This is a genomic window from Bradyrhizobium sp. AUGA SZCCT0176 (genome assembly GCF_018130145.1).
In the GTDB taxonomy this organism is placed as follows: Bacteria; Pseudomonadota; Alphaproteobacteria; order Rhizobiales; family Xanthobacteraceae; genus Bradyrhizobium.
Map to the genome: position 1 here is coordinate 32,567 of NZ_JAFCMB010000034.1, position 13,085 is coordinate 45,651.

Annotated in this window: 12 protein-coding genes; 2 read left to right on the forward strand and 10 right to left on the reverse strand. The window is 63.2% G+C overall.

The window, feature by feature from the left end:
- Positions 1 to 35: 35 nt before the first annotated feature.
- From JQ600_RS35295 to JQ600_RS35340, 10 genes are all read right to left on the reverse strand, one after another.
- Positions 36 to 1,862: a glycosyl hydrolase family 17 protein gene (locus JQ600_RS35295; RefSeq protein WP_212392086.1), complete on the reverse strand. Its 1,827-nt coding sequence runs from the start codon at positions 1,860 to 1,862 to the stop codon at positions 36 to 38.
- A 312-nt stretch (positions 1,863 to 2,174) separates the two neighbouring features.
- On the reverse strand, positions 2,175 to 2,777 hold the full coding sequence (locus JQ600_RS35300) for a trans-aconitate 2-methyltransferase (RefSeq protein ID WP_212392085.1): 603 nt from the start codon (positions 2,775 to 2,777) through the stop codon (positions 2,175 to 2,177).
- A 159-nt stretch (positions 2,778 to 2,936) separates the two neighbouring features.
- Positions 2,937 to 3,665 carry an ABC transporter ATP-binding protein gene (locus JQ600_RS35305; RefSeq protein ID WP_249136243.1) on the reverse strand — a complete coding sequence of 243 codons (729 nt, stop codon included), beginning with the start codon at positions 3,663 to 3,665 and terminating at the stop codon, positions 2,937 to 2,939.
- Positions 3,658 to 4,425 carry an ABC transporter ATP-binding protein gene (locus tag JQ600_RS35310; protein ID WP_212267484.1) on the reverse strand — a complete coding sequence of 256 codons (768 nt, stop codon included), beginning with the start codon at positions 4,423 to 4,425 and terminating at the stop codon, positions 3,658 to 3,660. Before JQ600_RS35310 ends, JQ600_RS35305 begins: the two co-directional genes overlap by 8 nt.
- Positions 4,418 to 5,365, reverse strand: a complete 948-nt coding sequence (locus JQ600_RS35315; RefSeq protein ID WP_212490343.1) for a branched-chain amino acid ABC transporter permease — start codon at positions 5,363 to 5,365, stop codon at positions 4,418 to 4,420. The genes JQ600_RS35310 and JQ600_RS35315 overlap by 8 nt, the downstream gene beginning before the upstream one ends.
- Positions 5,362 to 6,276, reverse strand: coding sequence for a branched-chain amino acid ABC transporter permease (locus tag JQ600_RS35320; protein WP_212392082.1), 915 nt, complete (start codon positions 6,274 to 6,276; stop codon positions 5,362 to 5,364). The genes JQ600_RS35315 and JQ600_RS35320 overlap by 4 nt, the downstream gene beginning before the upstream one ends.
- A 199-nt stretch (positions 6,277 to 6,475) precedes the next feature.
- Positions 6,476 to 7,648: an ABC transporter substrate-binding protein gene (locus JQ600_RS35325; RefSeq protein ID WP_212392081.1), complete on the reverse strand. Its 1,173-nt coding sequence runs from the start codon at positions 7,646 to 7,648 to the stop codon at positions 6,476 to 6,478.
- Between the two features lie 293 nt (positions 7,649 to 7,941).
- A complete protein-coding gene (locus JQ600_RS35330) occupies positions 7,942 to 8,583 on the reverse strand; it encodes a flavin reductase family protein (protein ID WP_249136244.1) in 642 nt (213 codons plus the stop codon).
- 27 nt (positions 8,584 to 8,610) lie between these two features.
- Positions 8,611 to 9,522, reverse strand: coding sequence for a fumarylacetoacetate hydrolase family protein (locus JQ600_RS35335; RefSeq protein ID WP_212392080.1), 912 nt, complete (start codon positions 9,520 to 9,522; stop codon positions 8,611 to 8,613).
- An 11-nt stretch (positions 9,523 to 9,533) separates the two neighbouring features.
- Positions 9,534 to 10,661, reverse strand: a complete 1,128-nt coding sequence (locus tag JQ600_RS35340) for a cupin domain-containing protein (RefSeq protein WP_212392079.1) — start codon at positions 10,659 to 10,661, stop codon at positions 9,534 to 9,536.
- A 109-nt stretch (positions 10,662 to 10,770) separates the two neighbouring features.
- Between JQ600_RS35340 and JQ600_RS35345 the strand changes: the two genes are divergently transcribed.
- Both JQ600_RS35345 and JQ600_RS35350 read left to right on the forward strand, forming a co-directional pair.
- The gene (locus JQ600_RS35345; protein WP_212392078.1) at positions 10,771 to 11,505 is read left to right on the forward strand and encodes a GntR family transcriptional regulator; all 735 of its coding nucleotides are present in this window, start codon (positions 10,771 to 10,773) and stop codon (positions 11,503 to 11,505) included.
- Positions 11,506 to 11,655: 150 nt separating this feature from the next.
- Positions 11,656 to 12,930, forward strand: coding sequence for an NAD(P)/FAD-dependent oxidoreductase (locus JQ600_RS35350; protein ID WP_212392077.1), 1,275 nt, complete (start codon positions 11,656 to 11,658; stop codon positions 12,928 to 12,930).
- The last annotated feature ends 155 nt before the right edge of the window (positions 12,931 to 13,085 follow it).

Here is a 13,085-nt window from a genome sequence, read left to right on the forward strand (position 1 = left end):
TTCGTTCCCGGACCAGAGCCCTCTTCAGCACAAAGCTATTTGTCGCATTCGACCTTTGACGTCGTCGCAACGAAGCCGGCGGCGTCCTGCGGCTTTGGCGACGGCAGGGAAGCGACGGCGACCGGTTGTACGGCGAGTTGTTGCTTGCGAAGCGTCTTCCGGAAGACGAACGGCATGTTCGGTAGCGCGCTCCACACGGCAACGAAACGCGGCGGCCACAGCGCGGCGCCAAACAGGAGAAATGCCGCCGCTGTCCACAGCGACTGCCAGTTGTGAACACCCTCATTGAAAAAGAGGAAAAGCGCGGCCGCCGCGAGCAGGCCAGCGAACACCGTCTCGGCGGTGACGCCATTGTCCGACTTTCGGCGGCAGAGCAGCGCCACCGTCCAGAGCGGCACAGCCGCCATGGTCACGCTGGCGAACGGGAAATCCCGTGAACGCGGATCGAACACGAGGCCGAGCGCGACCTCTACGGTGATCAGCGTAGTGATCATCAGCACAACGCCCAGCACCAGCGCAGGCACTGATGACGGCCAGCTCTCGCGCGGGCCAAGCAATTCCCGGAAGGACGGCAACGGCCGTCCAGCCATCAACGCGTTGGCACACAGCAGCGGCAGCGCGATGGCCGCGGTCAGAAGCCATCCCTGGTTCAGCAGACCGGCGATGCCATAGTTTTCATAGAAGGCCTTTTCGGCGCCGAGCCCCAGCAGGATTCCGCCTGTCGTCGCGCAAGCCGACACCGCCAGCCACGGAACCAATCCTGTCGCCGTCCGCCGCCGCCAAAGCGTCAACAATGCAACGGCAAAGACACAAACGCCGAAAGCAAGGCCAGCTCCCAGTTGCATCTTCCAGAACGGATAATTGCTGACGGCCGCTCCGTGCGCGTGCTTGATTTGACGGCTATCGCCGTCGAGAAGGCCCCAATGGGCGCCGACCGTGCCTTCCCACTGGCGCTTCCAGGACTCGTCGTAGGCCTCGAACAGATTGACACGAATTTTTTCCTGCCCGGCCCGGTCGAGGAGTTCGGAAATGAAATGGGCCTGATTGATCCGCGACGGCAGTGCGACGTCGCGCATGCGTCCTTTGCTTGGCCAGCCGGCTTCGCCGATCAGGATGTTCTTGCCGGGGAAGGCAAGTGCGACCTTCCCGTAGATATCGATCACATGCGCGGCGGCGTCTTCGGCGCGGATCGGCACGTCTTCCCAGAACGGCAACATGTGGACCGTCACGAAATCGACGTCGTCGGCCATCTCCCGGTGGCGGAGCCAGAAATCCCAGGAATCGGCGTAGGTCACCGGCGTCGTGATGCGCGCCTTGACCGAGCGGATCACTTCCCGAAGATCGGACACGGTCATTTCGCCCCGCAGCAGCACTTCGCTGCCCGCGACGACCGACGTGACCGTGCCGGGATACGCCTTGGCCAGCGCGACCGCGGTGTCGATGAGATCGGCGTTTTTCGTGCGGTCGCGTCCGAGCCAGATGCCGAGAATGACTTTGAGCCCGACCTTCGACGCCAGCTGAGGCACCTTGTCGAGCCCGTTCTCGACCGAGTAGGTGCGGATGCAGTTCGATATCCCGGCCAACTGGCCGAGATCTTCCGCAATCTGCTCCGGGCTGATGATGATATCGGAATTCCACGGCGTCTGCCCGCTCCGGAACGGCGCGTAGGACACGCAGTCGAGCTTCTTCGCGGGATCGATCGGCGCATGATCCAGCAGCACCGGCGCCGCCAGCCAGTACCAGGCCGCAACAATGATGCTCATGGAAAAAAAGAAGAGCACAAGCGGCACGCTCTTGCGGGAAGCGCCGGTCGGCCGGACCGGCAAACCAGATCGCAACGCGGCGGAAGCATCGAGGGACATCGCGCAGCCCTAGGCTAGATCAGGAGCAAGCGGTGCTCAACGTCGTATTGCGGCGCGGTGGTCGCGGCGCCGACAATCGTGAAAACCTGCCGGTCAACAGGAAGGCAATTGAATACATTGTTGGACATACTTTGGCCTGATGGAGGTCACGATCCGGCTTAAGGGTTTGATGGCACGCGGCCCCGATAGACCACGTCGGTTTGACGAAAAAGAATATACCAGCGCTCGTCATCTTCCAACAATCCCGGGGCCACCTGGCATGTGCGTGATCGTTCTGGCTGACCTGCGCGCAGCGTGGGCGAGCCGACCGCGCTAGGTGAGTTGCGCCAGCCAGACCGTATGACCGCCGCAGTCCGGATCTTCGACGACATGCGCCACCACGTCGAAACCATTCGCGCAGAGCAGCGCGCGGTATCCGGCGGCGTCCAGGCTGGCATGATAGAGTCGCTCGTCCCTGTAGCTCCCGATCGCTTCGCCATGCGCCGGACCGCTCGTGAACATCAATGCCGCGCGCGGCGCAGCATGATTCCGGAAGATGGTAAACATCCGGCGCTGGTCATCGGGACAGAGGTGGAAGAAACTATCCCACGCCAGCAAACCGTCGAAGCGCCGCGTGAGGGCGAGCGTGCGCATGTCGGCGACGTGCCACGCAAGATCCGGAAAAGATGCCGTGCACAGGGCAATCAGTTCCGGCGACGAATCCACACCGGTGACATGACATCCCTGCTGGATGAGGTAACGGGCGATCGGCTCACCTGAGCCGCAGCCGATGTCGAGCACGGAAGCTCCGGCCGGCAGCAGCGCGCCAAACCGGTCGAGCCACGCGCGCTCCATCAGCCGGTTGCCGCGGTCCTGCGCCCAGGCGCGGCCGTGGCGTTGATAGAGTCCGATGATGCGGTCGGCGTCGGGGTTCATGGTGGTATTTTGGCGTGGGCGTTGTGAACGCGTCAGTCTCTCAACTCGTCATGCCCGGGCTTGTCCCGGGCATCCACGTCTTACCTCCGCGAAACAAGAAAGACGTGGATGGCCGGGTCAAGCCCGGCCATGACGTAAAGAGACATTTGCGTGGTCCCCTCAAATCCCCAGATACCGGTGCTGCAAATCCGGCTCGGCGATCAACTGCTCCGACGTGCCGCTCCACACCGTGCGTCCCCGCTCGATGATGTAATGCCGGTCGGCGATGCGGGAGAGGTTGGCGACGTTCTTGTCGATCACCAGCACCGATTGCCCACGGCCCTTGAGCATCGACAAGCAGCTCCAGATTTCCTCGCGGATCAACGGTGCGAGGCCTTCGGTGGCTTCGTCGAGGATCAAGAGCTTCGGATTGGTCATCAGCGCGCGGCCGATCGCGAGCATCTGCTGCTCGCCGCCGGACAGCGTCACGCCCATGTTGCCGCCGCGCTCGGCGAGGCGCGGAAACAGCGCGTGGATCTTTTCGATGGTCCAGGGATCGGAATTCCCGGCGCGATTGCCGGCAGCCGCGACCAGGTTTTCGTACACGGTGAGGTTCGGAAAGATCTGGCGGCCTTCCGGCACCAGGCCGATGCCGAGTTTTGCGATCTTGTACGACGGCAGGCTGCGAACCTCCTGCCCGCCGAAACGGATGGTGCCGGCACGCGCGCCCGTCATGCCCATGATCGAGCGGATGGTCGTGGTCTTGCCCATGCCGTTGCGGCCCATCAGCGCGACCATTTCGCCTGACTGAACCTTCAGCGACAGGCCGAACAGCACCTGGCTGAGGCCATAGCAGGTTTCGATGCCATCAATTTCGAGCAGGGTTTCAGCCATTTTTGTTTCAGCCATGAGCGACCACCACGTGCTGATCGCCGAGATAGGCGCGCTTGACTTCGTCGTTGTGCCGGATCGCATCGGGATCGCCCGACGCGATGACGCGGCCGTACACGAGGACGGTGATGCGGTCAGCCAGCGCGAACACCGCCTCCATGTCATGCTCGACCAGCACGATGGTGACTTCCTTGCGCAATTCCTTCAGCAGCGCCACCATGCGCGCCGACTCGGTGACGCCGAGCCCCGCCATCGGCTCGTCGAGCAGCAGCAATTGCGGCTTGGTGGCGAGCGCGACCGCAAGCTCGAGTTCGCGTTGTTCGCCATGGCTGAGTTCGGACACCGGCACGTCGGCGCGCGCCCCGAGCCCGACCCGCGTCAGCGCGGCTTGCGCGGCGGCGCGCAGCGGTTTTTCCTTGCGCGCATTGCCCCAGAACCGGAACGAGTGGCCGTCATGGGCTTGCGCTGCGAGCGCGACATTGTCGGCCGCGGTAAAATTCGGCAGCAGCGAGGTGATCTGGAACGAGCGCGCCAGCCCGAGCCGACTGCGCTCATAGGACGGCAGCCCGGTGACGTCGCGGCCGCCGAAAACAATGGTGCCTGAGTTCGGCATCAATTGCCCAGTCAACTGGCTGATCAGCGTGGTCTTGCCGGCGCCGTTGGGGCCGATGATGGCGTGCAACTCGCCAGGTATGACGTCGAGCGACAGATTGTCAGTGGCGAGAATGCCGCCGAACCGCCGCACCAGGTTTTCAACGCGGAGCAAGGGATCAGCCACGGTTAAACCTCCCGAGCAGGCCCATGATGCCGCCGCGCGCGAACAGCACGATCAGCAGCAGCAGCGGCCCCATGATCAGCGCCCAGTATTCGGTGAATTGCGACAGCAGCTCCTCCAGCAGCAGAAAGAAGATCGTGCCGATGACAGGACCGAACAGCGAGCCCATGCCGCCGAACACCACCATCACCATGAGCTCGCCGGAGCGGGTCCAGTACATTCCGGCCGGGCTGATGAAGTCGGTATTGTTCGCCAGCAGCGCGCCGGCCAGGCCGCAAATGGTACCGGAGATGACGAAACAGACCAACCGGTAGCGGTTGGCATGATAGCCGATCGCCTGCATGCGCTGCTCGTTGGAACGAATGCCCTGCACCACCAGGCCGAAGCGCGAATTGATGATCCGCCAGATCAGATAGATGCCGCCGAACAGGCAGCCGAGGCAGAGGTAATAGAACTGCACGCGGTTCGACAGGTCGATCAGGCCGCCGAAACTGCTGCGCTTGTAAATGGTGAGGCCGTCGTCGCCGCCGTAGCGCGACATGCCCGAGGCGATGTAATAGGCCATCTGCGCAAAGGCGAGCGTGATCATGATGAAGTAGACGCCGCGGGTGCGCAGACTGAGCGCGCCGATGACCAGCGCATAGAGCGCCGACACTGCAAGCGCCACCGGCCACTGGATGAAGCCGGAGCCGATGCCCTCATGCGCGAGGATGCCGACCGCATAGCCGCCGATGCCGAGATAGGCCGCGTGGCCGAAGCTCATCATGCCGCCATAGCCCATGATGAGATTGAGGCTGGCCGCGGCCAGCGCGAAGATGATGATGCGGGTGAACAGCGTCAGGATGAAGATGTTGCCGGTGAGCTGCGAATAGAGCGGCAGCACGACCAGCCCGGCGGCGACCAGCGCGACGACGACGTTGCTTGTATTGATTTGTAGTTTCATCGCTTGGCGGCCGGAAACAGCCCCTCCGGCCGCACCACCAGCACGATCGCCATCAAGAGATAGATCAGCATCGACGACAGCGCGGGCGCGGCGGTAGAGGCGGCGGCGGAACTCAGCACCATGCGCAGGAGATCAGGCAGGAAGGCACGACCGAGCGTATCGATCATGCCGACAAAGATCGCGGCCAGGAACGCGCCGCGGATCGAGCCGATGCCGCCGATGACGATGATGACGAAGGCGAGGATGAGGATGTTCTCGCCCATGCCGATCTGCACGGTGAGGATCGGCGCCTGCATCAGTCCGGCAAGACCGGCGAGCGCCGCGCCAAGGCCGAACACCAGCGTGAACAGCAGTTTGATGTTGATGCCGAGCGCGCCGATCATTTCGCGGTTGGAGGCGCCGGCGCGGATCAGCATGCCGATCCGGGTCCGCATCACAACGACGTAAAGCAGCGCGGCGACAGCGAGCGCGACGATGATGATCGACAGCCGGTAGGCCGGATAGTACACGCCCGGGATGATCTGGACCGGCACGGTCAGCCAGGCCGGCAGCGGCAGCGCGAGCCCGGCTGGGCCCCAGATCAGCCGCACCGCGTCGTTGAAGAACAAGATCAGTCCGAACGTCGCCAGCACCTGGTCGAGGTGGTCGCGGCCGTAGAGATGCCGGAGCGCGACAAATTCCAGCGCGATCCCGAGCAGCAGCGTGGCGCCGAGCGCCAGCAGCACGCCGAGGATAAAGCTTCCGGTCCATGCGGTGAAGGTCGCGGCGAAATAGGCGCCCATCATGTAGAGCGAGCCGTGCGCCAGATTGACGAAGTCCATGATGCCGAACACCAGCGTCAGCCCGGCCGCCAGCAGGAACAGCAGCAGGCCGAACTGCAACCCGTTCAGCGATTGTTCGACAAGAACCAACTTAGCGCCCTCTCCATGATACTGGCGTCAACGCCACGCGTTGGTCGCGATCATGCCCCGCAACTCGAAACAAAACAGCGGCAGCGCGTTTGCGCCGCCGCCATTTTCTTATTGGATGCATGATCCTTGCCAAGTTTCTTGCCAAGATTTTGGCCAAGTCGTCAATTTCTGGCGGACCATGCGTCGGCAGAACAACTGATCACTTCATCGGGCATTTATCGTGGAAGCCATCCTGGCTGTCCTTGACGATGGTGGCCACCGTCTTCAGCGCCAACTGGCCGTCAGCATCCTTGACCACGTCCTGCAGATAGAAGTTCTGGATCGGAATGTGGTTCTTGCCGTATTTGAACGGGCCGCGCACCGATTTGAAGTTGGCTTTCTCCATCTCGGCCTTCATCGCGTCCTTCTTGGTCGTGTCGCCCTTGACCGCAACCACCGCGCTGTTGATCAGCTGCGCGGCATCATAGGATTGCGCGCCATAGAAGGTCGGGCGCAGGTTCGGATATTTCTTGCGGTAGTCCTCGACGAACTTCTTGTTCTCGGGGTTCGGCAGGTCGTTGACCCATTGCTGCGCACCGGGAACGCCGAGCGCGTTGTCCTTCTGCAACGGCAGCGACAATTCGTCGATGGTGAACGCCGTATAGAGCGGGATCTGCGCCTTGATGCCGGCCTGCGCATACTGGTTGAGGAACTGCACGCCAGCAGCGCCCGGATAGAACACGAAGATCGAATCGGCCTTGGAGTTCTTGGCCTTGGTGAGCTCGGCGGAGAAGTCGAGCTGGCTTGGCCACACCGTGTATTCTTCACCGACTACCTGGCCCTTGAACGTGCTCTTGACGCCGGCCAGCATGTCCTTGCCGGCGGCATAGTTCGGGCCGATCAGGAACACCGACTTAACGCCCTTCTGGTTCATGTAGGTGCCCATCGCCTGCGGCGTCTGGTCGTTCTGCCAGGAGGTCGAGAACACGTAAGGCGAGCACAATTCGCCGGCGAGCTGCGAGGGACCGGCATTGGCCGAGATCAGGAAGGTTTTGGAATCGACCGCGGTCTTCAGCGAAGCCAGCAGCACGTTCGACCAAATGTAGCCGACGATGAAATCGACCTTGTCGGACTGGATCAGCTTTTCGGTCTTCTGCTTGCCGACATCCGGCTTCTGGCCGTCGTCCTCATAGATCACCTCGACCGGCTTGCCGTCTATCTTGCGGCCCAGATGGTCGAGCGCCAGTTCGAACGAGTTGCGCATGTCGTTGCCGATCGCGGCCGTGGGGCCGCTGAAGGTCGAGACGAAACCGATCTTGATGCTGTCGGCGCCAAGCGCGGGCTGCGCCAGCGCCAGAGCCATTGCGCCCGCCAGCCAGAATGTCTTTTTCATATTCACTCCCCTCCTCATTATCTATTTTGTTCCGCCAGCCAGTGCGGCTGCCGTCTCGAGGCCTGCGCCTTCGTCAATCCCGGTAAGCCCGGATATTTTGTGCGCGAAATCTCCGGCCCACAGCAAGCACGAACCGAAAGCTCCGATTAGAACCTTCGGCCCATACCCCAGCGGCCTGCACCATAATTCGCAGACGGCGCCGAAGGCAAGAACTATAGTTCCGGTTGCCGGGGCAACAAATGTCGCAGGTGCGGCCGCAGCACAATCGGAAGAGACAGCGCGCGCCATCATGTTCATGGCGCCTGATCCGGTTGGGGCGCGGCGTTTCGTCGCCACTCCGCCCAGCTCGGCCGGTCGAGTTGGAACAGATCGGTGCAGCGAGCATACCAGCCGCTGCCATGCATGCGGCCGATCAACCGCAGCGCAGGCGTGTCGATATGGCAGCGCTCCCTGTCCTGAACCGCCGCACCATCCACGTGCGCGCACAGGATGCGGCCGATCACCGCCGTCTGGCGCGGCCCCGTCACCATCGAGCTCAGCACCCGGCATTCGAAGGAAACCGGGGACTCCGCAATGCGCGGCGGCCGTATCGCATGTGACGCGGCGGCGGTGAGGCCCGCCAGCGCGAGTTCGTCGATATCGGGCGGCGCATCGATGCAAGTGACGTTCATGGCCGCGGCATTCTGTTCGGAAACCAGGTTCACAACGAACTCTCCGGTCGCAAGAATATTCGTCGCGGTATCCTTGAAGCGCCCCGGCCCGGCGAGCAGCCCGATCGCAAGCGTCGGCGGCTCGTGCCCCAACACATTGAAGAAGCTGTAGGGAGCCGCGTTGATGACACCGTCTTCGGACAGCGTCGTCACCCAGGCAATCGGCCGCGGGGTCACCGTCGCCGTCAATATCTTGTAGCGTTGTTGAGCCTCCAGCGTCTCCATGTCGAACAACATCGCCGGCCCCCGCGCTTAGACCGCCACGACCGGATGACGCAGCCGGCCAATGCCGGCCACTTCCGCCTCCACGACATCGCCAGGCCACAGCCATTCCTGCGGTGTCCGCCCCGCGCCCACGCCATCGGGCGTGCCGGTCGCGATGATGTCACCCGCCTCGAGCGTGATCGCTGCCGAAATGTCCGAGATCAGCAGCGGCACCTTGAACAGCATGTGGCGGGTGTTGGATCGCTGTTTTTCGACGCCGTTCACCGTGAGCCAGAGATCGAGCGCGTGCGGATCGCCGATCTCATCAGCCGTCACGATGCATGGACCGAACGGCGCGTAGGTGTCCTGGCCCTTGGAATAGATCCACTGGCCGGCGCGGCGATTGTCGCGCGCGCTGACGTCGATCATCACGCTGTAGCCGAAAACGAAATCGAGGGCCTGCGCTTCCGGGATCCGGCGCGCCGTTCGCCCCATCACGACGGCGAGTTCGACTTCCCAATCGAGCTGCTGCGTAATCGTCCGGTTGTGCTCGATGGCGTCGTCGGGCCCGATCACGCTGGTCGGAGGCTTTGAAAAGATGATCGGCTGCTTCGGCAATTCCTTCGCCGTGTCCAGCGCGCGTGACGATTCCGCGACGTGCTCGACATAGTTCAGCCCGATCCCGAAGATGTTCTTCCGCGGCCTCGGGATCGGCGCCAGCAGCCTGACATTGGCAAGCGGCAGCGCTGTGCCTACCGGCCAATGGCTTGCGTGATCGCTTAAAATCTTCTTCAGCGCCATCGTCGCCGGCGGCCCGAGATCGATCAGATCGAGCATCGACGATGGCAGCGCGACGCCGGCATGCGCGCCGATCCGTTCGACGTCCACGACTAGGTCATCGACGACGGCACCGAGGCGGGCCGCCGCCTCGACATTGGCGCGGTAGGTAACAAGACGCATGGTTGGTTTCCCTAGGATGTCAGCGGCTGCCGGCCTTGATTGTCGCCATACGCTTCCTCGCGATACAGGCCGAGGGCGTGCATCACAGGCAGATCGTTGAAGGTGAACAGGCAGGCGTCGTCGCGTTCGGAGCCGTTGACATGCTCATGCCAGGACCAGGACGGAACACAGAAGATGTCGCGCTCTTTCCAGTCGAAGCGCTTGCCGTCGATGATCGAGTGACCGCTTCCCTTTGCGACCTGGTAGATGAAACTGCCGGTGTGACGATGAGCCTTTGTGGCCTCGCCGGGCCGGAGCAGCTGCATCGACGCACCGATCGTCTGCATCACAGGACCGCCGGTGACGGGATTGACGTAGTTCATCAGCACGCCGTCATAAAGCGAGCCGTCGGAGGCCTTACCGTAGCGTTGCAGCGCCTCGTAGGTCGGGCCCCACTCGTATTTCAGGAGCGGTGAATATCCGCGCGTCCATTCCGCGCCCGCGGGGCGCAGGCCCGGATTGCCCCAGGCGTGGGTCATGTCGTCGACGGGATAGCCGACCTCCTGCTGCATCTTCGGATGCACCGCGTAGAAATTGGCCTCGAGCGTGTTGACGAGCGGGATGTCGAGACCGTCCTGCCAGATGCACGGCGTGCCATCGCTGGAAACACCGTGTTCGTGCCACGTGCCGTTTGGGGTCAGGACGAAATCATTGGCGCCGAGTGTGAGCTTGTGGCCATCGACAATGGTGTAGGCGCCCTCGCCTTCCATGATGAAGCGCAGCGCCGAGGCGGAATGGGCATGGGCGGAGGCAACTTCACCGGGATGCATCACCTGCAGACCCGAATAGAGCCAGCCGACGGCGGCGGCATGATCACGGCGACCGGGATTGTTCAGGTAGATGACGCGTCGGCCGGCCTTTTCGGGAGACACCAGTTCGACGGACCGCAGCACATGCCGGCGCAGGTCCTCATAGCGCCAAAGCACAGGGACGGAGGACGACTTGGGCTGCCAGGGCTCGATCTTGTTGGCGACCGTCCACAGCGCACCCGCGTCCAGATTTTCCAGCTCGTCGTAATAGGCGAGCAATTCCGGGGTGTCCTCGACATTGGCGCGCCCGGCGACGTCTTCCCGGTGGTTTTCGCGGCGTCCTGTTGCCATTTCGCTCTCCCTGGGTTACCAATCATATAAAATAATATATATCTTCGAAGCAATAGAAAATTTTCGAAAGAAATCCAATCCACTAATGGCGACCGCGAAAGCAGGAAACATGGCAGGCGTGGCAGGCGACCGCCGGATCGTCAGCGAAGGAGCCGGCGAGCCCGCAACATTGAGCGAAGTCGCCTATCAGCGTCTGCGTGCCGACATCGTCTCCGGCGCGCTCGACGCGGGCAAGCCGCTGCGGCTCGAAGCGCTGAAGCAGCGCTACGGCCTGAGCTTTTCGCCGCTGCGCGAGGCGTTGATGCGGCTGCAGTCCGAGCGGCTCGTGTTCTCGACGGCGCTGCGCGGTTTTTCGGTCGCGCCGCTGTCGCGCGCGGAAATGAAGGACGCGACTGAAACCCGCATTCTGATCGAATCCGACGCGCTGCGCAGATCGATGCGCAACGGCGACGATGATTGGGAAGCCGCCATCGTGGCCGCCTTCCATGCGCTCAGCCTGCAGGCCGAACGGCAATCGCGCCTCTCCGGCGAAGTAGGCGCCGTCGACATGCATGCGATGGACGAGCGGCACTATCAATTCCATCGGGCGCTGATCGCCCATTGCGGATCGCCGCGGCTTCTCGACCTGGCCGACCAGCTCTATGTCGAAACCCAGCGCTACCGGCTGCCATGCCTGGTCGGCCGGGTGGCGGGAACGCCGGCGCGCGACGTTGCCGCCGAGCATCAGCAGATCATGGACGCCACGCTACGCCGCAGCGAAGACGCCGTGCGTTATTTGGCCGAGCATTACCGGCGAACCGCAGACATCATCGAGGCGTCGACCGTGTGGCCGTCGTCAGCGTAAGCAAAATTTTTCGACGCTGTGTTTCACGGCTCACGATACGCTTTCGCTATCGGTCGATTGGCAAACACGCCTTGAAGCTTCTCTTGGAAGCAGTGCACAAATAACTACATAATGAGGGCACGGAGACATCTCGAACCGAGGCTGGATTCCATGACGAGCGCGCCGAAACGTCAGCACCACGTGGTGATCGTCGGCGCCGGCTTCGGCGGGCTGGAAGCCGCCTTCGGGCTGGCCGGCGCAGCGGTGAAAATCACGCTGATCGACCGGCGCAACCACCATTTGTTCCAGCCGCTGCTCTATCAGGTTGCCACCGCATCGCTGGCGACCTCCGAGATCGCCTGGCCGATCCGTTATCTCCTGCGCGACCGGCCCGATGTCACGACGCTGTTCGCCAACGTCAATGGCGTCGACGCCGCCGGCAAGCGTGTACTGCTCGATGACGGCGAGGCGCTGCCCTATGACACGCTGATCCTCGCCACCGGTGCGCGCCACGCCTATTTCGGCCATGACGAATGGGAACCGTTCGCACCCGGTCTGAAAACGCTGGAGGATGCCACCACGCTGCGGCGGCGCATCCTGGTCGCCTTCGAGCGCGCCGAACGCGAGACCGATCCGGCGCGGCGCGCCGCATTGCTGACGTTCGTCATCATCGGCGCGGGCCCCACCGGCGTCGAACTCGCCGGCACCATTGCCGACCTCGCCAAGGACACGCTGCCGCAGGATTTCCGTAACATCGACACCAGCAAGGCGCGCGTGGTGCTGATCGAGGCAGGTCCTCGCGTGCTGGCGGGCTTTCCCGACGATCTCTCGGCCTACGCACAAACCTCGCTCGAGGGCCTCGGCGTCGAAGTGATGCTGGGAAAGCCGGTGACGGAATGCAGCATCGATGGCGTGGTCTATGGCGACACCAAGCTCGACGCGAAAACCATCATCTGGGCCGCGGGCGTGCGTGCCTCGCGCGCGGCCGAATGGCTGGGCGCGCCTGCCGATCGCGCCTACCGCGTGCAGGTAAAGCCGGACCTGACAGTGCCCGGCCATCCCGATATCTTCGCTGTGGGTGACACCGCAACGATTGCCGATGCGAGCGGAAATCCGGTGCCCGGCATTGCGCCGGCGGCCAAGCAACAGGGCCGCTACGTCGCAGCCCTCATCAAGGCGCGGCTCGGCGGCGGCACGCTGCCACCGTTCCGCTACAAGCATGCCGGCAGCCTGGCGCAGATCGGCAAGCGCAAGGCGGTGATCGATTTCGGCTGGATGAAGCTGCGCGGCAATCTCGCCTGGTGGATCTGGGGCATCGCCCACATCTATTTCTTGATCGGCCTGCGCCACCGACTCAGCGTCGCCATGAGCTGGCTCTGGATCCACGCCAGGAACCAGCGCGCGGCGCGACTGATCACGCAGGGCTCGAGCAAGGTGACGGGGTGAGCCTCTTCTCCCTCGCCCCGCTCTTGCGGGGAGAGGGTCGGGGTGAGGGGCTCTTTCCACGAGCGAAGTGTGTCGTGAGACCTGTACCCCCTCACCCGGATCGCACCGGACGATGCTTCGCATCGCCGAGGCGATCCGACCTCTCCCCGCAAGCG